Source organism: Klebsiella sp. JN_Kp121 (assembly GCF_040062145.1).
In the GTDB taxonomy this organism is placed as follows: Bacteria; Pseudomonadota; Gammaproteobacteria; order Enterobacterales; family Enterobacteriaceae; genus Klebsiella; species Klebsiella aerogenes.
This window is the reverse complement of record NZ_JBEAHX010000003.1, coordinates 127,381-151,236: the sequence shown is the minus strand read 5'-3', so window position 1 is coordinate 151,236 and position 23,856 is coordinate 127,381. Positions and strand designations below refer to the sequence as shown.

At 56.9% G+C, this 23,856-nt stretch carries 21 protein-coding genes and 1 tRNA gene; 11 read left to right on the top strand and 11 right to left on the bottom strand.

The window, feature by feature from the left end; genetic code table 11:
* Nucleotide 1 precedes the first annotated feature (1 nt).
* The gene (gene yejF / locus ABLU86_RS07685) at nt 2-1,591 is read left to right on the top strand and encodes a microcin C ABC transporter ATP-binding protein YejF (RefSeq protein WP_063444968.1); all 1,590 of its coding nucleotides are present in this window, start codon (nt 2-4) and stop codon (nt 1,589-1,591) included.
* A gap of 3 nt (nt 1,592-1,594) precedes the next feature.
* Here yejF and ABLU86_RS07680 read toward each other — a convergent pair whose 3' ends face one another.
* From ABLU86_RS07680 to rsuA, 3 genes are all read right to left on the bottom strand, one after another.
* Nucleotides 1,595-1,939, bottom strand: coding sequence for a YejG family protein (locus tag ABLU86_RS07680; RefSeq protein WP_015365678.1), 345 nt, complete (start codon nt 1,937-1,939; stop codon nt 1,595-1,597).
* 331 nt (nt 1,940-2,270) lie between these two features.
* A complete protein-coding gene (locus tag ABLU86_RS07675) occupies nt 2,271-3,467 on the bottom strand; it encodes a Bcr/CflA family multidrug efflux MFS transporter (RefSeq protein ID WP_015365677.1) in 1,197 nt (398 codons plus the stop codon).
* A complete protein-coding gene (rsuA, locus tag ABLU86_RS07670) occupies nt 3,464-4,183 on the bottom strand; it encodes a 16S rRNA pseudouridine(516) synthase RsuA (protein WP_015365676.1) in 720 nt (239 codons plus the stop codon). The genes ABLU86_RS07675 and rsuA overlap by 4 nt, the downstream gene beginning before the upstream one ends.
* Before the next feature lie 147 nt (nt 4,184-4,330).
* Here rsuA and ABLU86_RS07665 point away from each other — a divergent pair, with 147 nt between their 5' ends.
* Together ABLU86_RS07665 and rplY are read left to right on the top strand one after the other, a co-directional pair.
* Entirely contained in the window at nt 4,331-6,088 is a 1,758-nt protein-coding gene (locus ABLU86_RS07665) for a DEAD/DEAH box helicase (RefSeq protein WP_032712059.1), read from the top strand.
* A gap of 136 nt (nt 6,089-6,224) precedes the next feature.
* Nucleotides 6,225-6,509 (top strand): 50S ribosomal protein L25, encoded by a 285-nt coding sequence (gene rplY / locus ABLU86_RS07660; protein ID WP_015365674.1) that lies wholly within the window; start codon nt 6,225-6,227, stop codon nt 6,507-6,509.
* Between the two features lie 58 nt (nt 6,510-6,567).
* Here the strand turns inward: rplY and ABLU86_RS07655 are convergent, their stop codons facing one another.
* The gene (locus ABLU86_RS07655; RefSeq protein WP_047064016.1) at nt 6,568-7,455 is read right to left on the bottom strand and encodes a LysR family transcriptional regulator; all 888 of its coding nucleotides are present in this window, start codon (nt 7,453-7,455) and stop codon (nt 6,568-6,570) included.
* A gap of 103 nt (nt 7,456-7,558) precedes the next feature.
* On the opposite strand from ABLU86_RS07655, the gene ABLU86_RS07650 reads away from it, so the two are divergent.
* Nucleotides 7,559-8,845, top strand: a complete 1,287-nt coding sequence (locus tag ABLU86_RS07650; RefSeq protein WP_047064015.1) for a serine hydrolase — start codon at nt 7,559-7,561, stop codon at nt 8,843-8,845.
* A 20-nt stretch (nt 8,846-8,865) separates the two neighbouring features.
* On the opposite strand, the gene ABLU86_RS07645 is transcribed toward ABLU86_RS07650, so the two are convergent.
* A complete protein-coding gene (locus tag ABLU86_RS07645; protein ID WP_047064014.1) occupies nt 8,866-9,462 on the bottom strand; it encodes an NUDIX domain-containing protein in 597 nt (198 codons plus the stop codon).
* Nucleotides 9,463-9,544: 82 nt separating this feature from the next.
* Here ABLU86_RS07645 and ABLU86_RS07640 point away from each other — a divergent pair, with 82 nt between their 5' ends.
* Nucleotides 9,545-10,306, top strand: a complete 762-nt coding sequence (locus ABLU86_RS07640) for a DeoR/GlpR family DNA-binding transcription regulator (RefSeq protein WP_032714995.1) — start codon at nt 9,545-9,547, stop codon at nt 10,304-10,306.
* 39 nt (nt 10,307-10,345) lie between these two features.
* Here the strand turns inward: ABLU86_RS07640 and yejK are convergent, their stop codons facing one another.
* On the bottom strand, nt 10,346-11,353 hold the full coding sequence (gene yejK, locus ABLU86_RS07635) for a nucleoid-associated protein YejK (protein ID WP_015365669.1): 1,008 nt from the start codon (nt 11,351-11,353) through the stop codon (nt 10,346-10,348).
* 188 nt (nt 11,354-11,541) lie between these two features.
* Here yejK and ABLU86_RS07630 point away from each other — a divergent pair, with 188 nt between their 5' ends.
* The 5 genes from ABLU86_RS07630 (at nt 11,542) to eco (ending at nt 15,614) form a co-directional block, all read left to right on the top strand.
* On the top strand, nt 11,542-11,769 hold the full coding sequence (locus ABLU86_RS07630) for a YejL family protein (RefSeq protein ID WP_015365667.1): 228 nt from the start codon (nt 11,542-11,544) through the stop codon (nt 11,767-11,769).
* A 19-nt stretch (nt 11,770-11,788) separates the two neighbouring features.
* Entirely contained in the window at nt 11,789-13,549 is a 1,761-nt protein-coding gene (yejM, locus tag ABLU86_RS07625) for an LPS biosynthesis-modulating metalloenzyme YejM (protein WP_047044938.1), read from the top strand.
* A 76-nt stretch (nt 13,550-13,625) separates the two neighbouring features.
* Nucleotides 13,626-13,702 (top strand) — tRNA-Pro (locus ABLU86_RS07620).
* Nucleotides 13,703-13,883: 181 nt separating this feature from the next.
* Nucleotides 13,884-14,993 carry an AI-2E family transporter gene (locus tag ABLU86_RS07615; RefSeq protein ID WP_015365665.1) on the top strand — a complete coding sequence of 370 codons (1,110 nt, stop codon included), beginning with the start codon at nt 13,884-13,886 and terminating at the stop codon, nt 14,991-14,993.
* Nucleotides 14,994-15,122: 129 nt separating this feature from the next.
* Nucleotides 15,123-15,614 carry a serine protease inhibitor ecotin gene (gene eco / locus ABLU86_RS07610; protein ID WP_032715000.1) on the top strand — a complete coding sequence of 164 codons (492 nt, stop codon included), beginning with the start codon at nt 15,123-15,125 and terminating at the stop codon, nt 15,612-15,614.
* 46 nt (nt 15,615-15,660) lie between these two features.
* On the opposite strand, the gene mqo is transcribed toward eco, so the two are convergent.
* On the bottom strand, nt 15,661-17,295 hold the full coding sequence (mqo, locus tag ABLU86_RS07605; RefSeq protein WP_042893836.1) for a malate dehydrogenase (quinone): 1,635 nt from the start codon (nt 17,293-17,295) through the stop codon (nt 15,661-15,663).
* Nucleotides 17,296-17,572: 277 nt separating this feature from the next.
* Between mqo and ABLU86_RS07600 the strand changes: the two genes are divergently transcribed.
* Nucleotides 17,573-18,781 (top strand): SulP family inorganic anion transporter, encoded by a 1,209-nt coding sequence (locus ABLU86_RS07600; protein ID WP_046883415.1) that lies wholly within the window; start codon nt 17,573-17,575, stop codon nt 18,779-18,781.
* Here the strand turns inward: ABLU86_RS07600 and mgtE are convergent.
* The 4 genes from mgtE to ada all read right to left on the bottom strand — a co-directional run bounded on the left by mgtE (nt 18,744) and on the right by ada (nt 23,786).
* The gene (gene mgtE, locus ABLU86_RS07595) at nt 18,744-20,180 is read right to left on the bottom strand and encodes a magnesium transporter (RefSeq protein WP_015706137.1); all 1,437 of its coding nucleotides are present in this window, start codon (nt 20,178-20,180) and stop codon (nt 18,744-18,746) included. The two genes, ABLU86_RS07600 and mgtE, sit on opposite strands and share 38 nt — an antisense overlap.
* Before the next feature lie 164 nt (nt 20,181-20,344).
* On the bottom strand, nt 20,345-21,988 hold the full coding sequence (locus ABLU86_RS07590) for a multidrug ABC transporter permease/ATP-binding protein (RefSeq protein ID WP_046883416.1): 1,644 nt from the start codon (nt 21,986-21,988) through the stop codon (nt 20,345-20,347).
* Nucleotides 21,989-22,056: 68 nt separating this feature from the next.
* A complete protein-coding gene (gene alkB, locus ABLU86_RS07585) occupies nt 22,057-22,716 on the bottom strand; it encodes a DNA oxidative demethylase AlkB (protein ID WP_348796137.1) in 660 nt (219 codons plus the stop codon).
* The gene (ada, locus tag ABLU86_RS07580; protein ID WP_046883418.1) at nt 22,716-23,786 is read right to left on the bottom strand and encodes a bifunctional DNA-binding transcriptional regulator/O6-methylguanine-DNA methyltransferase Ada; all 1,071 of its coding nucleotides are present in this window, start codon (nt 23,784-23,786) and stop codon (nt 22,716-22,718) included. The genes alkB and ada overlap by 1 nt, the downstream gene beginning before the upstream one ends.
* Between the last annotated feature and the right edge of the window lie 70 nt (nt 23,787-23,856).

Genomic DNA, 23,856 nt, shown 5'->3' with positions numbered 1-23,856 from the left:
CATGGGCCAGCCGTTATTAGACATTGACGACCTCTCTATCGCCTTCCGCCAGCAAGGGGCAAGCCAAACGGTCGTCAGCAACCTGACGCTGCGGATTGCCGCAGGTGAAACGCTGGCGTTGGTCGGCGAATCAGGCTCCGGCAAGAGCGTCTCCGCGCTGTCGGTACTGCGCCTCCTGCCCTCGCCGCCGGTCAGCTACCCCAGCGGCGATATTCGCTTTCACGGTCAATCATTGCTGCACGCCGATGAACGAACCCTGCGTGGGATCCGCGGCAACCGCATCGCGATGATTTTCCAGGAGCCGATGGTGTCGCTCAATCCGCTGCATAATCTGGAGAAACAACTGTACGAGGTGCTTTCGCTGCACCGCGGCATGCGCAAAGAGGCGGCGCGCGGCGAAATCCTCGACTGTCTGGATCGGGTTGGCATCCGCAACGCCTCACGACGGCTTGCCGACTATCCGCACCAGCTTTCCGGCGGCGAACGCCAACGGGTGATGATCGCCATGGCGCTGCTGACGCGCCCGGAGCTGCTCATTGCCGATGAACCGACCACCGCGCTGGACGTCTCGGTACAGGCGCAGATTCTGCAACTGCTGCGCGAACTGAAGCGTGAGCTCAACATGGGGATGTTGTTCATCACCCACAATCTGAGCATCGTCCGCCAGCTTGCCGACCGGGTGGCGGTGATGCAAAACGGCCGCTGCGTCGAACAAAACGGTTGCCGGGAGCTGTTTCAGGCGCCAACGCACCCGTATACCCGCCGCCTGCTGGATAGCGAACCGGCCGGCAAACCGGTGCCGCTCCCCGCCGACGCGCCCATCCTACTGCAGGCCCGCGATCTTAATGTCGCCTTCCCAATCCGCAAAGGGATCCTGCGCCGGGTGGTCGATCACAATCGAGTGGTCAACCATCTGACTTTTACCCTGCGGGCCGGAGAAACGCTGGGGCTGGTGGGAGAATCCGGCTCTGGCAAAAGCACTACCGGGCTGGCGCTGCTGCGGCTGATTAACTCCAGCGGAGAAATGCAGTTTGCCGGCGAGTCGATCCAGGGACGAAATCGCCGCCAGATGCTGCCGCTGCGCCGACGCATTCAGGTGGTCTTTCAGGATCCGAATTCATCCCTCAACCCGCGTCTGAACGTCCTGCAGATTATCGAGGAAGGATTACGCGTTCACCAGCCGACGTTGACGTCCGCGCAACGTGAACACGCGGTGATTCAGGTGATGCAGGAAGTGGGGCTCGACCCCGCGACGCGACAGCGCTATCCGGCGGAATTCTCCGGCGGCCAGCGCCAGCGTATTGCCATTGCCCGGGCGCTGATCGTCAAACCGCAGCTGATTGTGTTGGATGAACCGACGTCATCGCTGGATAAAACCGTGCAGACGCAGATCCTGGCGCTGCTGAAGACGCTACAGCAAAAGCATCAGCTGGCCTATCTGTTTATCAGCCACGATTTACGTGTTGTACGGACGCTCTGCCATCAGGTGATAGTGCTGCGGCAGGGAGAAGTCGTCGAGCAGGGAGAATGCGAGCGCGTATTTACGGCACCGCTTCAGGAGTATACCCGCCAGCTGCTGGCGTTAAGCTGACGGTCAGAAGGGGTTGTTGCCAGAGAAAGGCTCGGCAATGGCCACGCCGAAATTTTTCAGACGACAGGTAGCGGCAAACTCATCCTGCATATTAACGAACAGGCACGGTTCGCCTTCACACTCAAGAATGGAACAGTCCACTTCGATGTCGCTCAGCGCCTGGCTCAGCGTGCGCATCACCGGCCACGCTTTCTCGCCGTCCGGGCTGAGCAGTTTTAATGCCACAAGGCTATTTTCGCCCTCAGCGCCGTTTTGCGGAATCGGTTCAACTCTTGAACCCGCAAAACCGGCCAACCAGCGATAGCTCTGCGGCAGTCGGTGTACGATAGAGAGTTGCTGTGTATTCACTTGGTTTCCCCGGAAGCAAAAGGCTTCACAATAAATTTACATCAATATTAACACATTGTTGACAAATAGTCCTGCAACAGCTTAGAAAACGCTTACACCCGCATGGGGTCAGGGCTAACAGCTTATTATCCAGAACTTTATAGTTGCCTTGCGGAAACAGTTCGCGGCTATATGTACCCGTTTCTGTGATCCAAAACAACTTTTTTATCGCAACATTGCGACTTTTTACACTAATTGATTTTACATAAAAGAAACATATAGCTAAACAGGGAAGCCGATTTCGGTTGACATGTATCAAAAAAGGGGCGGAAATCGCCCCTGAAAATGTGACTTAATGTGCGACTTTTCGTCGCCGGCTGGCGTACAGATAGAAGAGAATGGAGCTAACGGCGCAAAATGCGATAGAAATCAGCATCGGCCAGGCGGTGGTAAAGGTGGCCATCGACAGCAATGCGCCGATAATCGCGCCAATCCCAAAGCGAAATGTTCCGGCCAGCGACGATGCGGTTCCCGCCATATGCGGAAACTCGTCGAGGATCACCGCCATGGCGTTAGAGGAGACCATCGATACGCAGCCGACGAACGCCGCCACGCCCACCACCAGCGACCAGAAACCAACATCAAGCAGCGCGCACACCACCATCCACACCGCCATCGCCAGCTGGATCCACAGCCCGGCTCTGAACATGTTCAATGCGCCGACCCGGCGGACAAAGCGGCTGTTAATGATGGTCATGATGAACAGGAACACGATATTCAGCGCAAAATAGTAGCCAAAGTGCTGCGGCGACACGTGATTAATGTTGATGTAGACGAATGGACCCGCGCTGAGAAATGAAAACATGCCGGCAAAACTGAAGCCGCTGGCCAACATATAGCTAAGTACCCGCTTGTGGCGGAACAGGGTGGCGAAGTTGCCAAGCGTGGTGCGAATATGAAATTTCTGCCGCCGTTCTACCGGCAGCGTCTCGCTAATAAAGAAAGCGATCATCGCCGATGCCAGCAGCGCCGCCAGCGCCAGGATCCAGAAAATCGCGTGCCAGCTGAACCATACCAGCACCGCGCCGCCGACCATCGGCGCCACCAGCGGCGCAATGGTGGTGACCAGCATGACAAACGACATCATGCGCGAGAACTCCTCTTTCGGGTAGATATCGCGCATCAGGGCGTTGATCACCACGCTGGCCGCCGCGGCCGCCAGGCCGTGGAAGAAACGCATAGTAATCAGCATCTCGATGGTCTGCGACAACGCGCAGGCCACCGCCGCCGCGGCGAATATCAGCGTCCCACCAAGGATCACCGGTTTACGGCCAATGCTGTCGGCCATCGGCCCGTACAGCAACTGCCCCAGCGCAAAGCCCAGAATATAGGTACTGAGCGTCATTTGCGCGCTGCCGTCCGGCACGTTGAACTGCGACGAGATGACCGGCAGCGCCGGCAGATACATATCAATCGACAGCGGCATTAACATGGCCAACAGGCCAAGAATAAACACAATCCCAAATGAAGAATTCTGCTTTGTCGTCACGTTTTACTCCGTGCTTGTGGGGCGCCAACGCTGGCGATTTCATCTTCCGTCAGCGGGCGGTATTCGCCGGGCTCCAGCGACGCATCGAGGGTAATGTCGCCGATACGCTCGCGATGTAATCCCACGACGTGGTTACCCACCGCCGCGAACATGCGTTTTACCTGGTGGTAGCGGCCTTCGCTGATGGTCAGGCGCACTTCTGTCGGAGTGATAACTTCGAGGACTGCAGGTTTGGTGAGATCTTTTTCATTATGCAGCTGCACGCCTTTGGCAAACTGCTCGGCGACGCCCTCTTCCAGCGGATTTTCCAGCTCCACCAGATAGGTTTTTTCGCAGTGATGACGCGGCGAAGTGATGCGGTGCGACCACTGACCGTCATCGGTCATCAGTACCAGACCGGTGGTGTCGATATCCAGACGCCCGGCGGCGTGCAGCTTATGGGCAACCGGCTCATCGAGAAAATAAAGCACCGTTGGATGATCGGGATCGTCTGTTGAACAGACATAACCCTGCGGCTTGTTGAGCATAAAGTAACGGGGGCCGTGCTGCTGGGTCAGCGTATTGCCGTCATATTCCACCTCGTGCTCTGGCTGGAGCTTAAAGGAGGCATCTTTCACAATGTCGCCGTCCACGGTAACGCGGCTGCCGCGGATTTCACGCCCGGCAATAGCACGGCTGACGCCAAGCTGCTGAGCGATAAACTTATCAAGTCGCATGAGATTTTTTAGCCTGTAATAATGCTGGAGCGGGCATCTCGCCCGAAAAAGAAGAATTCCATTGGTTAGTATAACGGGCTCTTAACACCACTCAAGGGAAAAGATTCATGGCATACTATTTGCGAGTTAATTAACCCCCGAGAATTGATGACTTTTACACTACGTCCCTACCAAAAAGAGGCCGTTGACGCCACGCTCGCCTGGTTCCGCCGTCACCATGAGCCCGCCGCCATCGTACTGCCGACCGGCGCCGGCAAAAGCCTGGTGATCGCCGAACTGGCGCGGCTGGCGCGCGGACGCGTACTGGTTCTGGCCCACGTTAAAGAACTGGTGGCGCAGAATCACAGTAAATACTGTGCGCTTGGGCTGGAAGCGGATATTTTCGCCGCCGGTCTGCAGCGTAAGGAGAGCCAGGGCAAGGTCGTCTTCGGCAGCGTGCAGTCGGTGGCGCGTAATCTTGAGCAGTTTCAAAGCGAATTCTCCTTACTGATCGTCGATGAGTGCCACCGTATCAGCGACGATGACGACAGTCAGTATCAGCAAATCATCAGCCACCTGCGGCAGGTGAATCCGCATCTCAGGCTGCTTGGCCTGACCGCCACCCCTTTCCGCCTGGGCAAGGGTTGGATCTATCAGTTCCACTATCACGGTATGGTACGCGGCGACGAGAAAGCGCTGTTCCGCGACTGCATCTATGAACTGCCGCTGCGTTATATGATTAAGCACGGCTACCTGACGCCGCCTGAGCGCCTCGATATGCCGGTGGTACAGTACGATTTCAGCCGCCTGCAGGCGCAGAGCAATGGCCTGTTCAGCGAAGCTGACCTTAACCACGAGCTGAAAAAACAGCAGCGCATCACGCCGCATATCGTTAGCCAAATCGTTGAGTTTGCCGAAAACCGTAAAGGCGTGATGATCTTCGCCGCGACCGTCGAACACGCGCGGGAAATTACCGGCCTGCTGCCGCCCGCGCAGGCGGCGCTGATTACCGGCGAAACCCCGGGGCCGGAGCGCGATCGCATCATCGAAGCCTTTAAGGCGCAGCAGTATCGCTATCTGGTGAACGTCGCGGTACTGACCACCGGCTTTGACGCGCCGCACGTCGATCTTATCGCGATTCTTCGGCCAACCGAGTCGGTAAGCCTTTACCAACAAATTGTTGGCCGCGGCCTGCGTCTGGCGCCGGGCAAAACCGACTGTCTGATCCTCGACTATGCCGGCAACCCTCACGACCTGTATGCGCCGGAAGTCGGCACGCCAAAAGGCAAAAGCGATAATGTCCCGGTACAGGTCTTCTGCCCGGCCTGCGGTTTCGCCAATACTTTTTGGGGGAAAACCACCGCCGACGGCACGTTGATTGAGCATTTTGGCCGCCGCTGCCAGGGCTGGTTCGAAGACGACGACGGCCACCGCGAACAGTGCGACTTCCGCTTTCGTTTTAAAAACTGCCCGCAGTGCAACGCCGAGAATGACATTGCCGCCCGCCGCTGTCGCGAGTGCGATACGGTGCTGGTCGACCCGGACGACATGCTGAAGGCGGCGCTGAAGCTTAAAGACGCGCTGGTGTTGCGCTGCAGCGGCATGGCGCTGCAGCATGGCGGCGACGAAAAAGGCCCGTGGCTAAAAATCACCTATTACGATGAGGACGGCGCCGATGTGAGTGAGCGCTTCCGTTTGCAAACGCCCGCACAGCGTACCGCCTTTGAGCAGTTGTTTATCCGCCCGCATACCCGTACGCCGGGCGTGCCGCTGCGCTGGATAACCCCGGCGGATATCATTGCCCAGCAGGCGCTGCTGCGCCATCCGGACTTTGTCGTCGCCCGTATGAAGGGGCAATACTGGCAGGTGCGGGAAAAAGTGTTCGATTATCAGGGGCGTTTCCGTCGCGCCAATGAGCTACGTTAATCCGTCAAAAACTGAGGTTTTGATTGCCGCTGTGCCGATAGGCGGCTATAATGCCGCCCGCTTTTGCATTCGCAAAGCAGATAATCTGCCTGCTGCTGGGTCGCCTGTTGCAGGCTTTATATATAGAGAGACATCAATGTTTACTATCAACGCAGAAGTACGTAAAGAGCAGGGTAAGGGTGCGAGCCGCCGCCTGCGCGCAGCTAACAAGTTCCCGGCAATCATCTACGGTGGCGAAGCTGCTCCGGTTGCTATCGAACTGGACCACGACAAACTGTGGAACATGCAGGACAAAGCTGAGTTCTACGGCGAAGTTCTGACCCTGGTTGTCGATGGCAAAGAAGAAAAAGTTAAAGTTCAGGCTGTTCAGCGTCACGCGTTCAAGCCGAAACTGACCCACATCGACTTCGTTCGCGCTTAATCGCCGATAGCAAGTTGTATGGCAAACGCCCTGGTGTCTTCTGACCCGGGGCGTTTTGTTATCTGCGCTGCCATAACCCTGGCGCGTCGTCAACAATCTCTCCCAACGCGCGGTGTTTATTCATTCCCGGCAACCACAGCATCACCATGGTAACGTTAAGCCCCTGATTACCGACCTCGGTAGCAATTTCAGCTACCCCCTGCCACTCGCCGGGCTGTAAATGGTCGGGTAAAAAACCCCACCCCTGCCCCTGCTCCATTGCGTGGCGCAACATGGTGATTTCATTCATATACAGCGTATGCCCGGATATCTGCAACCGGCGGGCGATTTGATCGTCGCTGCGCCGGTGCATGACTAACTGCGGGGTGAGCGATAAATTCAGCAACGTCAGCGGCCTTGCGGTACCAGCGAACAACCGCTGCGCGGCGTAAAAGCGTAAATCAACGGTACCCAGCGCCCGCCACTCCATTTCGCTACCCAGCGTACGATTGTTCGCCTGGCAAATGGCCATATCCGCGACGCCATCGCTCAACGCCTGCTCGGCTTCGCGACGCGAAGCGCTCCAGCAGCTTAAACGGATCTGCCGCCGGGCAAGCGTATCGGCCAGCAAACAGAGAAATTCACGCGGCACGAAGGGATCGTACACAAGGCGTAATTCCTGCCAGGCCGTTTGCGGCAGCGTTTGCGCAAAAGATTCGAAAGCCTGCGCCTGACGCAACAACAGGTGCGCCTGGCGAAAAAGCTGCTCGCCCTCGGCGGTTAAGGTCAGGCTACGCCCTGCACGGCTGAATAGCCGGTAGCCCAACGCATCTTCCAGGTAATCCAGCAGATCGCGAAGCGTCGTACGGTCTTTCCCTAAACGGATCGCCGCCCGCGACAGACTACCGGTCTCAGCAATCGTCGCGAAGGCTTCAATCTGTGCAAATGAATACTGCAGGGTTTTCATCCTTCTCTCCCTTTCGGGGGAAAATCCCCCATGTAGTGATTTTAGCCGCTGCGCGCCGATTTATATACTGCGATGCGAATCTATGGCAAACGAGGAAATGAAAATGATAAGAAAACCACTGGCCCTGGCGTTAATTTTGGCGGCGCTGCCGGCGGCGGCAATGGCGCAAAACTGCGGCGGCCTGACGCTGGATGTCTGCCCCACGCCTTACGATCAAACGCTACCCGCGGCCAAAGACATGCTCACCTGGGATCAGACTTCACGCGTGATTGGCTTTCGTAATGACTATCGAAACTATGCTGGCGATGTATTCCGCCACAGCGCCTCGGTCCCGCTGGAGCGCGCTGAAAAGCAACTGACCGATGCCCGCTATACGCTCAACGGCCACACCTGGAATTTGCAGGATTACCTGAAGCGCGAAAACGTCAGCGGTATGCTGGTGCTGAAAGACGGTAAAGTCGCCTGGAAATATCTCGCCGAAGGTAATACCGACACCACGCTGTGGACCTCGCGCTCGGTGGGCAAATCGGTCGTCTCAACGCTGGTCGGCATCGCTATTCAACAGGGTAAAATCCACTCCCTCGACGACCTGATTACCGTTTATGAACCCGAACTGAAAGGCACCGCCTGGGACGGCGTAACGCTCAAGCAGCTCATTCAACATACCAGCGGCGTGGAATGGAATGAAGATTACACCAATCCACAGTCGCACTTCGCCCGTCTGACCCAGTGTGAAGCACAGCCCGGCGCCTATGATTGCGTGCGTAAAATTGTGTCGACGCTGTCGCGTAAACACCCGGCAGGCGAGCAGTGGTCCTACTCTTCCGGCGGCGCCTGGCTGCTGGGCGATGTGCTGGAGCGCGCGACCGGTATGTCGCTGGCCGCCTGGCTTGAACAATCACTGTGGCAGCCTGCGGGTATGGCCCACGATGGTGTATGGCACGCCTACAAAAAAGGACAACATGATGTCGGCGCTCACGGCTTTAACGCCACCCTCGAAGACTGGGGCCGCTTTGGCGAGTTTGTCGCCCGCGATGGCCGCCTGAGCAACGGTAAACAGCTGGTGCCCGCTGGCTGGTTCGATCAAGCCGCAAGCTGGACAAAAGCGCTGAACTCGGTTTCAGCCGCGCATCCGGAAGGTATCTATGGCTATCAATGGTGGAATAACGCCATTCCGGCCAATGCGCAAAACGTACAGCCGACGCCGCAGGAAGGGCTGAAAGGTTCGCTGTGGGCGCTGGGGATCTACGGCCAGGTGATTATGGTCAACCGTGCGGAACATCTGGTGATCGTGCAGTGGTCAACCTGGCCACAAGCGGAACCGTCCTTTAACGCACAGCCGCTGGAAGCGGCGCTGATGTACAGCGCCATTGCCCGCGAATTGCGCTAATCTCCCCTGCTCCTTGCCGCTTAACCGGCAAGGAGCGTATCGGCATTTAACGCCAGGTGCTGCAGCAGCATAATGGTTTTCGCATCCACGATTTCACCCTCGCGAATGGCCTGTAACGCCCGCGCCAGCGGCCACTCCAGCACTTCAATATCCTCTCCTTCCGCCGCCAGCCCGCCGCCATCGCCACGGCGATCGTCCGCGGAATATTCTGCAATAAAGAAATACAGCTTCTCGGTAACCGACCCCGGGCTCATAAACGCGGTGAATACCGGCTCAATGCGGGTAACGCGAAATCCGGTCTCCTCTTCCGCTTCGGCGATAATGCGCTCTTCCGGCGAGGCGTTATCCAGTAATCCCGCGGCGGCTTCGATCAGAAAGCCGTCGTGACCGTTGATCCACACCGGAAAACGAAACTGGCGGATGAGCACCACACTCTGCTTGTGGCGGTTATAGAGCAGAATAACCGCGCCGTTGCCGCGGTCGTAGGCTTCCCGGCTCTGCTCCTGCCAGCGCCCATCCCGGCGCAACAGCTCAAAGGTATATTTTTTCAGCGTGTACCAGTTATCGGACAAGAGCGTTTCGCGAATGTGGCGAACGCGCGGTGCGTCTTCATGCATGATTTTTCCCCTTCCAAGGTGACAGTGGGCAACATAACATGCATAATCGTGCACAAACAAGATCAATCGTGAAGTAAACAAAATGCTCGCCAGCCAGAGAAAACAGCACATCCTGCAGATCCTTGCCGCAGAAAAACAGGTGATGTCGGGGGAGTTAAGTCAGCGCTTTCAGGTCTCAGAAGACTCCATTCGTCGCGATCTGCGCGAACTTGCGGCGGAAGGTAAACTGCAACGGGTCCACGGCGGCGCGCTGCCGGTATCCGCCGCTATCGCGCCAATCGAAAGCAGAAAAAGCGTGCAGATGGCTTCCAAACAGGCGATAGCTTGCCGGGCAGCGGCGCTTATCCAGCCAGGGCAGGTGGTCATCGTCGACGGCGGCACCACCACCACGGCGATGATCGCCGCGCTACCTGCCGACCTTGCTTGTACCGTGGTGACGCACAGTCCGGGGATCGCCGTGGCGCTGGTCGAGCATCCGCGGATCGAAGTGATCCTGCTCGGCGGTACATTGTTTAAACATTCCGTAGTTACGGTCGGCGCCGGGACGCTGGCGGCGGTGGCGCGGATTCATGCCGATCTGTTCTTTATGGGGGTTACCGGCGTGCACCCGCAGGCGGGCTTTACCACCGGTGATTATGAAGAGGCGGGCATTAAGCGCGCGCTGGCGGCCAGAGCCGCAGAAACCGTGGTGATGGCCTCGGCCGAAAAAATTAATTCCGCCTCCGCGTTTGCCATCGGCGAGCTTAATCTTGCCAGCACAGTGGTTATCGATAGCGAACTGGATGACAGGTTACGTCAGAAGCTTAAGCAAAGCGGCGTCGGGATTATTCAGGTAGCAGGTTAACCCGGCGGCATCATGTTCCGCCGGGATAATCAGCAGGGATTAATTACCGCCTGAGGTACGGCGCTGCAGCTGATCGCGCAGGTTCGGCGGCGTACCTTTGATGGTCAACGTATCCGTTGCCGGATCCCAGAATACGCGCTCGCCGAGCAGCATCGCATCAAAGTTAATGGTCAAGCCGCCGCCGCTACCGGCAAATTTGGTCAGCTGGCGCAGCGTACTACGATCCGCCGGGAAGCTCTCTTCGAGCTCATAACCCTGCTCGGCGGTAAACTCCTGGAAACTCTTTTCGCTGACGCCGGAGAGCTCTTTCGACAACGATTCCAGCTCGATCTCTTCGCCCGCCTGCAGCTGTTCGTTACAGTAGGCGTACACCTGCTGGCGCACGTTCTGGCGCTCGGATTTATCCAGCTGCGCGTCAGCGGCGAAATCATCCACCGCCTGCAACAGACCGCGGTTCTGCGCTTTGGCATTGAGCCCTTCGCTGGCGCCGAGGAAGTCCATGAAGAAATCGGCGACTTTACGCCCCACCCGCCCTTTCAGGAAGGTCAGATAACGGGTCGATTCGGGATTGGTTTCCCACTCGGTCAGATCGATACGCGCCACGATGTCGGCATGGTTGATGTCCAGATAATGGGTGGAACTGATATCCAGCTCTTCGTTAACGCGCATGCTGCTCAGATTATTGAGCACCGCCACCAGCAGATACTCGACCGCCAGGTAACGATACTGACAGAACAGCACAATGCCGCCTTCGGCAAATGGATACTTCGCCAGCTCATCGCGCAGGCGGCCGGTGGCCGCACGGCTGAAAGGAAGAAATTCTTCTTCACCCTGACGCTGTAAACGCAACGCTTGCGCCAGCTCGCTCTCTTCATTAAAGAGGCCATAGGCTTTGCTTTTTGCGCTGTAGACACGATGCAGTTCGGCCATCATCTCCACGACAGTGGCATTTGGTTCCAGCAGCGACTCGCGTAGCACCAGTTCCAGATTCTGTTCATCACGTTTGATCAACTGATGCAGGGCAATCTGGTCGATATCCAGACTCATGTTAAACTCTCCTTTTAGACCGGGCGGTATTCAACCACCACCGGGACGACGACGCAACCGGCAGACGCCTCTTTTATGCTTGAGACTCGCGTGGCCGGGCGCTTTTGCGCCGTGGCGAAAAAATGCGGAAAAAAAGCTGCTGCTACGGTAATATGTTGCCCTTTCACGAACAAACAGATTTTGAGTTTATGCCACAAATATCCCGCTATAGCGATGAACAGGTCGAGCAGCTGCTCAGCGAGCTAACGAACGTCCTGGAAACACACAAAGCGCCGGTTGACCTGTCACTGATGGTGCTGGGCAATATGGTGACCAACCTGCTCAACAGTAGCGTCGCGCCGGCTCAGCGTCAGGCAATCGCCCGTTCTTTCGCCCAGGCGCTGCAATCGTCCATTAACGACGATCCCGCGCACTAAGGATAACGAACAACAGTATATGGTGACTCTTCGTCAGCCCTACCGAGAAAAAGTCTCCCAGATGGTCAGCTGGGGACACTGGTTCGCCCTGTTCAACATATTGTTGGCTATGGCGCTCGGCAGCCGCTATCTTTTTGTCGCCGACTGGCCAACGACGCTTGCCGGACGAGTATTCTCGTATGTCAGCCTCGTTGGTCATTTCAGTTTTCTGGTTTTCACCAGCTATGTACTGATTCTCTTTCCGCTGACCTTTATTGTCGGCTCGCAGCGGCTTATGCGCTTCCTGTCGGTTATCTTCGCCACCGCGGGGATGACGCTGCTGCTAATCGATAGCGAAGTCTTCACTCGCTTCCACCTGCACTTAAATCCCGTCGTCTGGGAACTGGTGATTAACCCCGATCAGAACGAGATGGCTCGCGACTGGCAGCTGATGTTTATCAGCGTACCGATCATCTTCCTGATTGAGATGCTCTTCGCCACCTGGAGCTGGCAAAAGCTGCGCAGCCTGACGCGCCGCCGCCACTACGCGCGCCCCGTCGCCTGGTTTTTCTTTATTTCGTTTATCAGCAGCCACCTGATTTATATCTGGGCGGATGCCAATTTTTATCGCCCGATCACCATGCAGCGGGCCAACTTGCCGCTTTCTTATCCGATGACCGCCCGCCGCTTCCTTGAGAAGCATGGCCTGCTCGATGCGCAAGACTATCAGCGTCGTCTGGTTGAGCAAGGCGCGCCGGAAGCGGTTTCGGTGCAGTATCCGCTGAGCGATCTGCGCTATCGCGACCTCGGTACGGGTTACAACGTGCTGCTCATTACCGTGGATAACCTTAACTATTCACGTTTCGAGAAGAACATGCCGCAACTGGCGGCTTTTGCGAAAGAGAGCGTCAACTTTAGCCAGCATATGAGCTCCGGTAATAGCACCGACAGCGGGATGTTCGGCCTGTTCTACGGCATATCGCCGGGTTATATGGATGGCGTGCTCTCGGCGCGTATCCCGGCGGCGCTGATTACCGCCCTCAACCAACAGGGTTACCAGCTGGGCCTGTTCTCATCAGACGGTTTCAGCAGCCCGCTTTATCGCCAGGCGCTGCTGTCGGACTTCTCGCTGCCGGCGGCTAAAACGCAGAGCGATGAACAAACGGCTGACCAATGGATCGGCTGGCTGGATCGCTACGCCCTGGACGAGAACCGCTGGTTCTCGTGGGTATCGCTGAACGGCACTAATCTTGATAACAGCCAGCAGCAGAATTTTGCGCGCACCTATGGCCGCGCCGCAGGCAACGTCGATACACAAATTGGCCGCGTGCTGGACGCGCTGCGTAAAGCGGGCAAACTGGATAATACGGTGGTGATTATCACCGCCGGGCACGGTATGCCGCTGGATAACAAGCAGGGTAAATTCGACTGGTCACGTGGCAATCTGCAGGTGCCGCTGGTTATCCACTGGCCGGGAACCCCAGCGCAAGAGATCGCAACGCTCACGGATAACAAAGACGTGATGACCACACTGATGCAGCGTCTGCTGCACGTGTCGACGCCAGCGAATGAATATTCGCAGGGCGAAGACCTGTTTAGCCCGGCACGCCGCCGCAGCTGGGTCACTGCGGCCAATAGCGATACTCTGGCGATTACCACGCCAACGATGACCGTGGTGCTCGACCACAACGGCACCTACCACACGTGGAACAGCGATGGTGAGAAGATTAAAGACCAAAAACCGCAGCTCAGCCTGCTGCTGCAGGTGCTGACGGATGAAAAACGCTTTATCGCTAACTGATTGATTAATTTTAAATCAATCAGTTGTCGGTCGCTTGCATTCGATGGGGGAACGGGTAATATTATCCTCCACGCGTCGGCACGTAGCGCAGCCTGGTAGCGCACCGTCATGGGGTGTCGGGGGTCGGAGGTTCAAATCCTCTCGTGCCGACCAAAAATTTAACCGGTAGGTTGCTACAACCACCGGTCCCCTTTAGAACCCGCACTCTCCCTGAGAGCGCGGGTTTTTTAATGTTTGTACTCCCCTTCCCTTTGTGACTGCGATTATCCTGATGGCAAATTGTTAAATTCCATCTATCATTCGACTGTATTCGTTATCATCTGGAGCGGACCCAATGAGAGTTAAAGGACTTACCAAAGGATTTTTTATCCTTATTTTACTGATCGTTACCCTGGCCTTTTTTGACGTACTCTCCCCTTACTATTCCGCTATCCTGTGGGCAGCTATCCTGGCGGTGATATTTAATCCGGTAAAAAACAACATCCGTACGCGCATCGGTGAGCGCAACGGTATCGCGGCGCTACTGACCGTCGTGATTATCTGTCTTATTGTTTTCACCCCGTTGGCGATTATCATTTCGTCGCTAGCCTTCGAACTCAACGTGGTCTACACCAAGTTACAGCACAACGACACCCAGTTTCCGACGGTGGTCGCCAACCTGTTTGCCCATCTCCCGAGCTGGGCCAGAAGTTTCCTCTCCGAGCACAATCTCGATAGCGCGGAACAGATTCAGCAGCAGCTGTCCGATGCCGCCCTGAAAGGCGGGCAGTATCTGGCCGGTAGCGCCTTCCTGATTGGTAAAGGGACCTTTGGCTTTACCGTCAGCTTCGGCATTATGTTATACCTGCTGTTCTTCTTGCTGAAGGATGGCCCCTATCTGGTACTTCTGATCCTTGAATCCTTGCCGCTATCCAATTACGTAAAACAACATCTGTTTGCCAAATTCGCCGCCGTCGCGCGGGCGACGGTTAAAGGCACCGTTGCCGTCGCGCTGGCGCAGGGGGCGCTCGGCGGCTTTGCATTCTGGATTGTCGGTCTTGATGGCAGCATTCTGTGGGGCGCTTTAATGGCCTTTCTGTCGCTCATCCCGGCGGTAGGTTCCGCCATCATCTGGGTGCCGGCGGCGATTTACCTGTTTGCCACCGGGCAATTGTGGCAAGGGGCGTTTATTGTCGGTTTCTTCGTGATTGTCATCGGCCTGGTGGATAACATTCTGCGTCCGCTACTGGTGGGGAAAGATACCAAAATGCCGGATTATCTGATCCTGATTGCCACCCTTGGCGGCATGGAAATCTATGGCATCAACGGCTTTGTCATCGGCCCGCTGATTGCCGCCTTGTTTATTGCCTGCTGGAACCTGTTATCGGGCCGTGAACACGCCGGGAACGCCGACTTACTGGACGAAGAGTTTATTGAAGAAGCCAAAAACAGCCGCGATGAATAGCTAACGCAAGCCTCAGCTTGCTAGTGCATTTCACTATTCATATTGAAAATAATGGTAAATAACCCTTACCATTCACGACAATGATGTTAGTCTGTATTGGTTAGTAACGATAATAAAGGATGATCAACCGTGAAAAAAATCGCTACGCTCGCTGTTTCTCTGCTGGCCGTTGCCTGTGTTTCCACCAGCGCCTTAGCCGCTGAACAGCCGCTGGAGAAAGTCGCCCCCTATCCGAAAGCGGAAAAAGGGATGAAGCGTCAGGTGATTCAGCTGCCGCAGCAGCAGGATGAATCCGCGTTAAAAGTTGAACTGATGATTGGCCAGACGCTGGAAGTCGACTGCAACCATCACCGCCTGGGCGGTCAACTGGAAAGCAAAACCCTGGAAGGCTGGGGCTATGACTACTATGTCTTTGATAAGCTGACGTCCCCGGTTTCCACCATGATGGCCTGCCCGGACGGTAAGAAAGAGAAGAAATTTATTACCGCTGGTCTCGGCGATACAGGCCTGCTGCGTTACAACAGCAAGCTGCCGATCGTGGTTTATACTCCGGCCAACGTCGAAGTGAAATACCGCATCTGGAAAGCTGAAGAAACTATCGGTAATGCCGTTGAGCGTTAATCGCCTGCGGTAATACAAAACGGCAGCCCGAAGGCTGCCGTTTTTGTTATAGCGCGATATCCGCCATCGGTTTGCCGCCGGTCAACGGTTTGAGTTCGGCCTGCGGCACCTCGTCCGCCGCGGTCGTCGGCTCGTAGTGTAGCCCCAGCACTTCACTGGTCCACGCCAGCGCCTGCTCAATAGCGGCTGGGTTACCATCCAGACGCATACCGTAGCTCGGCACGATCTCTTTCATCTTCGCCTGCCAGGCCGGCGTCTGTACTTTGTCTTTGAAGACTTTCTCCAACAGCTGCACCATGATCGGCGCCGCCGTCGACGCGCCAGGAGAAGCGCCCAGCAGCGCGGCTACGGTGCCTTCATCATCGCACACCACTTCGGTGCCAAGGCGCAACACGCCGCCCATCTTCTTATCACGTTTGATAATCTGTACACGCTGACCGGCCTGCCACAGGCGCCAGTCCTCTTTGCGCGCTTCCGGGTAGTACTCGCACAGTGCGGCATGACGATCTTTATCTTTCTGCAATACCTGGCTAATCAGATATTTCACCAGGTCGAAGTTATCCATCCCGACGTTAAGCATCGGCAGAATATTCGAGGTATTCGTCGAGGCCAGCAGATCCCAAAGCGATCCATTTTTCAGGAAACGGGTCGAGAAGGTCGCGAATGGCCCGAACAGCACCACGCGTTTGCCGTCGATAATACGGGTGTCGATATGCGGCACCGACATCGGCGGCGCGCCAACTTCCGCCTGGCCGTAGACTTTCGCCAGGTGATGATTAACCACTTCCGGGTTCTCACACACCAGGAACTGTCCGCCAACCGGGAAGCCCGCGTACTCTTTCGCCTGCGGAATGCCGGTTTCCTGCAGCAGCGTCAGAGCAGCGCCGCCCGCGCCAATAAAGATGAATTTGGTTTTGATTGTCCGCTTCTGGTGACGATTGTTGGCATCCGCCAGCGTCACCGTCCAGCTGTTGTCCGCATTGCGCTTAAAGCGGCGAACGACGGTACCCAACTGGAGAGAGAAGTTATCATGCGTCTGTAGCCCGGCGATCAGCTGGCGAGTGATCTCGCCGTAGTTAACGTCGGTGCCCATTTCGGTACGCGTCGCCGCCACTTTTTGCTGCGGATCGCGACCTTCCATCACCAGCGGCGCCCACTCCTTGATCTGCTGATGATCTTCAGAATAGCGAATACCGCGGAACAGCTCGCTCTGCTGCAACGCGGCGTAGCGCGCGCGCAGGAAGTTAACGTTGTCTTCACCCCACACAAAGCTCATGTGCGGCACGCTATTAATAAAAGATTTCGGCTTAGTCAGGATGCCGCGGGTCACCTGGTGGGCCCAAAACTGACGAGAAATATGGAAGGACTCATTGATATCGACCGCTTTGTCGATATTGATTCCATTGGCGGTTTGCGGCGTGTAGTTAAGCTCCATCAGCGCCGCATGGCCGGTACCCGCATTGTTCCAGCCGTTCGAGCTCTCCTCGGCAACGCTGGTCATCTGCTCGACCATGGTAATAGACCAATCCGGCTCCAGTTCCTGCAGCCAGGTTCCCAACGTGGCGCTCATGATACCGCCGCCAATCAACAATACATCCGTCTCTTGCTCATGGCGGGTGTTGGTCCGATTTGTATTGGAACCAACCGCCTGTGAGCTGGGTACGGCCATCTTTTTCTTCATCGGATTTGAGCCTTACTTTTACTCGCTTTTTTATTTAGCGCAGGTGAAACGATTCTCGGGATCAAAGGTACCACCTGTACTCAAAAATTTAAATATTGTTTAAATTTTAAGTTGAGTTTTGAGATCTGTTATAAAAATGTTTAATAAATGTGTACACAAAATCACTTTTTGTACTGGTATGATGGTCATTTCCGCGCTATCATCTCCCGTTCTGTGATGGAGCGCACGCCAACGGCGGCATGCCTCACTTCAAATTTTTTATCATCCGCGAACTTTTATGCCCTCAACTTTCCGCTCTCTCTCTCCGGCGTTGATAACACGCGAGACCCTTGCTGGCGTGCTGACTGCCCTGGCGTTAATCCCTGAAGTCATTTCATTTTCGGTCATTGCCGGCGTTGACCCACAGGTCAGCCTGATTGCTTCGGTAGTGCTCTGTCTGGCGATGTCGGTTCTTGGCGGGCGCCCGGCGATGGTGACGGCGGCGGCAGGTTCTGTCGCCCTGGTGATCGGCCCGATGGTACATCAGCATGGCGTAGGGTATATTCTGCCTGCTGTCATTCTGGCTGGTATTATTCAAATTTTGTTTGGGATATGCGGTATGGCGCGGTTAATGCGCTTTATCCCGCCACCGGTGATGACCGGGTTTGTTAATGCGCTAGGCATTCTTATTTTTTTCGCCCAGGTTCCCCATTTCTGGAGCAGGCAGCCGCTCATCGTCGGCCTGTTCGTTCTGACGCTGCTCATCGTGCTGTGGGCGCCGCGTTTTATCAAAGCCGTGCCGGCGCCGCTTATCGCTATCGTCCTCCTTACTGCTTATACCGTCACCAGCGGACAGCTCCTGCCGACCGTGGGTGATGAAGGCGCTATGAGCGGCGGTCTGCCGGGCTTCAACGCGCTGGCGGTGCCGCTGGATTTAAGCACCTTAAAAATTATCTGGCCCTGCGCCCTGAGTATCGCCTTTGTCGGCCTGATGGAATCGCTGCTGACGGCAAAGCTGGTGGACGATCTCACCCATACGCCGTCAAATAAGTCACGTGAGAGCGCAGGACTGGGGATCGCCAATATCCTCGCGGGCTGCTATGGCGGCATCGCCGGATGCGCGATGATCGGCCAGACTATCGTTAACGTAGAAATGGGCAAGGCGCGTAGCCGCCTATCGACGATAGTGGCCAGTATGGTACTGCTGCTTCTGGTGACGGTGCTAAGCCAGGTGATGGCCAAAATTCCAATGGCGGTGCTGGCCGGGGTCATGGTGATCGTGGCAGTGAAAACCTTCAGCTGGCAGAGTATTCGCCCAACCGCGCTGGCGCGCAATCCGTGGCCGGAAACGGTGGTCATGGCAGCGACCGTTGTCGTGACGGTCACTACCAGTAATCTGGCGATCGGCGTACTGGCGGGGCTTATCGCAATGGCGCTCATCCCTCGCCGCCTGCGCGTAAAAGCGCAGCTTACATCAGAAACAGCGTCGCCAGACCAAGGAAAATAAAGAAGCCGCCGGTATCGGTAATCGCGGTGATCATCACGCTGGAGCCGACCGCCGGATCGCGCCCCAGCTTGACCATCACCATCGGGATGATAACCCCCATCATCGCCGCCATCAGCAGGTTGAGCATCATCGCCAACGTCATCACCCCGCCAAGCTGCGGGTCATCGTACAGCCACCAGGTGATAGCGCCCATTATCCCGCCCCATACCAGGCCATTAATCAGCGCGACGCCCATCTCGCGCAGGATGAGGAAGGTAAAACTTCCCGGCTGGATCTGCTGCAGCGCCATCGCGCGGACGATCATGGTGATCGTCTGATTGCCGGTATTCCCACCAATCCCGGCGACGATCGGCATCAGCGAGGCCAGGGCCACCAGCTGCGAAATCGTATGTTCAAAGCCGTCGATCACCCGTGAAGCGATAAACGCCGTACAGAGGTTCACCGCCAGCCACGCCCAGCGGGTTTTCACCGCTTTGCTCACCGGCGCAAAAACATCATCATCTTCGCTCAGACCGCCCATCCGGCGTAGGTCGTTATCGGTCTCTTCGTACACCACATCGACGATCTCATCGATGGTCAAACGCCCCATCAGCTTGCCGTCGGCATCAATCACCGCAGCACTCAGTAAGTCATCACGCTCGAAGGTACGCGCCACTTTTTCCGCCTCTTCCTGCGGCTGGAAAGTCACCGGATCGCCTTCCATCACTTCGCCAACGCGCTTTTGCGCATCATTGAGCAGAATAGTCTGCAGCTCCAGCTCGCCAAGCAGCAGTTTATTACGGGTGGTGACGAACAGTTTGTCGGTGTTTTCCGGCATTTTGCCCAGACGGCGCAGATAGCGCTGTACCGCCGCCAGAGTGGCTTCCGGGCGTACGGTAATCACTTCAAATTCCATGATCGCGCCAACGGTGTTATCGGCGTAGCGCATCATCTGACGAATGCGCGCGCGTTTATCCGGCGGCAGCGTCGCCAGCAGGCGGCCGGTTAAGTCGCGCGGCAGGTGCTGCAACAGGTAAACCTGTTCATCAATATCCAGCGATTGCAGGGCAAATATCAGGTCGTGATCGCTCATCTTGTCGATGAGATCGCCCCATACGCTCTCTGACGCCTCCAGCAGCACCTCGCCGCGCTTGTCATCGGCAACCAGCCCCCACAGCGCGGTACGCGCGTCATAGGGCAGCGCTTCCAGGGCATCGGCGAGGTCCGGCGGCGGCAGATGCGACACCAGCACTTCCACTTCCGCCAGGTCATCGGCCAGCGTCCCTTCATCATAGCGCTCCGCGAGGGTGAGTTTCCCCAGCAGCGCGGAGGTGACGGCTTTATCAGTGCTCAATAGCCAAATCAGGCGGGCGCGTTCTTCATCGCGTAATCGGGCGCTTTTTTTATGCAAAACGGACATCGCTCAGGCAATCCTTGTGAGAATAGAAGTCGACCTGCATGGCCGCAGCCATAAGCATAGCGCGAGGAGGGGGAAATAATAACCGCCAGCAATTTATCTGCCGTAAAAAACAGCAATATGGCCCGAACGGGCGAGCACGCCCGCTCGGGTTACCAGCAAAACCGTCAGGCAGTACGCGCGACCGCGTCGCGGGTCGCCAGTTCGCGCTCAACGCCGGTGAGCTCGCTAAGCTTGCCACTGCGCATCTCCAGCAGGCGATCGGCATGCTGGAAATAGTGATCATCGTGGCTGATGGCAAACACGGTTTTCCCCATTTGCTGCATCAGCGGCAATAGCACCTGATAAAACTCGCGGCGGAAATGTGGATCCTGATCCGCAGCCCACTCATCGAGCAAAATAATATCGCGCTCTTCGGCCAGCGCCAGCAGCAGCGCCACGCGTTTTTTCTGCCCTTTAGACAGCTTCAGATCGAGGATTTTCCCCTCTTCCAGCTGCAGCTTGTGGTCCATCTTCAGATACGCCAGCCACTTCGCGACCAGCGCCGGATCGGCGCGTTCGCCTTTTGGCCCTAACAGACGGTCGAATAGCCAGACATCGGTAAACACCGCCGAGAACAGCTTGCGGTAATCTTCTGGTTTTTCCGCCGCCAGCGGCTGACCATCGAGCAGGATCTGCCCGGAGATCGGTTGATACAGCCCGGTCAGCAACATCGCCAGCGTCGACTTGCCGCTGCCATTGCCGCCAATCAGAAACACCAGTTCGCCGCGTTTGAGAGTCAAATTAATCGGCCCGACGGCAAAACTGTTATCCGGGTAGTGGAACGACACGTCGCGCAGCTCCAGGGTCTGCCAGTGCGGATGCGCCTGCGGCTCGGGGAAACCGGGGCGGTAAGGCGCCAGCGCGAACTGATGCAGTTTATTGAATGCCACCTGGGCGCTGAGCAAGGTCGGCAGTGCCCCCACTGCCGACAGCAGCGGCGTACGCAGGAATAGCAGCGTCAGAGAATAGGTCGCCGCCACCGCGGTATTGGCCCACCCGAGGCCATTCGCCATCCAGAACACCAGACCGATGGCGCCAAGCATCATGATATTCGACCAGTTCACCGCGCTCAGGTGGAACGTATCGGCGCGAATGATGTGGTGGCGATAGTCGCGGGCATCCGGCTGATACAGCTGATTAAAAACATATTCGGCGCGTTCACGGTTCAGCGTCAGCTCTTTGCGCCCTTCCAGCACCGTCTGATAATCATGATACAGCTTATCTTCGGTCTCGCGCAGCGTCGCCATATGCTTATAGACGCGCGCCACCAGCACAAAGCCGCCCCAGATGGTGACCGCCATCCAGACCGCGGTCACCAGCATCATTTTTCCGGACAGAAACGCCAGGTAGGCGGCGGACCCGAAGGTCAGGATAATCCCCTGCACCAGCTCCGGCAGGCGCACAAAGGCGATGGTAATGTTACGCACGTCGCTGGTTAAGCCCGCCAGCAGCGAAGCGCTGCCGATTTTTTCGATCTTTTCGATTTGGGTGTCGAGAATGCGTTTAATAAATTCGCCGCGCAGGCGATAGACAAAGTGGTGACCAAGGGTGGTTAACGCCAGCTGCGAGCCGAGCGTGACCGCCATCAACAGCAGCAGCAGGCCGAGAAACTCCGGCAGCACGGTGAGCGAGGTATCCACAAGGGAAATCAGGCGCAGGTTAATAAAGGCGATAAGCCCGATACCCAGCGCCGCGCTGAGCAAACTGAGCGCCATGACGGCAATGAACGGCCAGCGGTACTGGCGCCAAACAAGAACAAGTAATTCCATAAGCTACGATCCGGACAAGCAAACAGCCAGCAGTTTAAACGGCTTGCCGACGACAGCAAGAATAATTCTTATTTTTGTTTTTGCCGGTGACCCGCGAGGCGAAAAGTGAGGTTGTAGCGACAGGCGCCGGTCAGCGGATGCACCCCCGGTTTAAGCGGCTGAATGCCGTGATAGAAGAGCCGTGATTCGCCGCCCCACACCACCACATCGCCATATTCAAGCAACAGCCGGCGCAGCGGATCGTTACGTTTCAGCCCGCCAAACTGAAACACCGCCGGCAGTCCCAGCGACACCGAAACGATAGGCGCACGCAAATCCCGCTCGTCTTTATCCTGATGCAGCGACAGCTTCGCGCCCGGCTGGTAGCGGTTAATCAAACAGGCGTCCGGGGAAAAATGCGCATAGCCCGCCTCCTGCGCCGCCTCCGCCGCCAGTTGTTGAAAAACCAATGGCATCGGTGGCCAATGTTCGCCGGTCAACGGATCGCCCGGCGCATAGAGATAGCCGTGCATATCGGTTGTCCAGCCGAGTTGGCCACAGTTGGTCATGGCCACCGACATGGTATAACCACCTGGGGTCACCATCTGGCGGAACGGAGAAGCGCTGGCCACCCCGGCGATGGCCTGCAGCAGCGTCGGCGCACGCTGCACGGCAAAGCGCCGTAATATCATCGCTCCGGGAGCCAGCGGCTCCTGCCAGGGTGGCGTATCTGCAAACAAATCGAGCATTATTTCTCCCGTATTTTCGCTTCGCGCGCCAGCAGCAGCGCTTTACGTTCGCTGCCCCAACGATAGCCGGAAAGCGCCCCACCCTCACGCACTACCCGATGGCAAGGAATGACTATCGCCAGCTTATTGGCAGCGCAGGCCCCGGCTACCGCTCTGACCGCGCGCGGTTGACCGATGCTGTGCGCCACCTCGCGGTAGCTGCGGGTTTCGCCTGCCGGGATCTGGCGTAAGGCTTGCCAGACCCGCTGCTGGAAAGCGGTACCGCGAATATCCAGCGGCAAATTCACCGCCTGCTGCGGATTATCCAAATGGGCAACCACCTGCGCCACGCGTTCGGCAAACATGTCATCACCCGGCTGTAATTGGGCGCCCGGAAACAAGCTCGTCAGCTGCGCATATAACGCCTTATCGTCATCGCCCAGCAACACGGCGCATACGCCACGTTCGCTGAACGCCACCAGGCACCGGCCAGAGGTACTATCGCTGCAAACCCAGCTAATCGCCACATCTTCGCCACCGCGTTTAAACTGGCGGGCGGTCATGCCCAGCGTCTCGTTTGCCTGGCGATAATAGCTGGCGGAATCAGGGAAGCCGGCGGCTAATGCCGCGCTGGTGACGTTCTGGCCATGGCTTAATGCTTCGCGTAGGCGCCGCGCGCGCCAGGCCTGCTGCCAGGCCCTTGGCGTGAGCCCGGTGACGGATTTAAAGATACGATGAAAGTGAAACGGACTGACCGCCAGCTGCTGCGCCAGCGCCTCAAGGGTGACTGTCGCCTCTTGCTCCAACAGGCGACAGGCGGCGGCAACCTTCTCGACCCGCTGTTGGTCCGGGTCGAGATTATCCGGCCGACACCGTTTACAGGGGCGATATCCGGCGGCCTTTGCCGCTTCAACATCAGAATAAAAACGGACATTCTCCCGTAGCGCACGCCGTGAACGGCACGAGGGACGGCAGCAGACGCCAGTGGTCAACACGGCGAAGACAAACTGCCCGTCGGCGCTGGCGTCACGTTCGCAGACCGCCTGCCAGCGGCGGTCATCGTTAGTCATATCGGCAATCATCGGTTTCATAGCGGGCTCCTGCTGTAAGTGTATCCTTACTTTGCGCCTTGCTCCGATCTAAAAAACTGCGCTTCTTGCT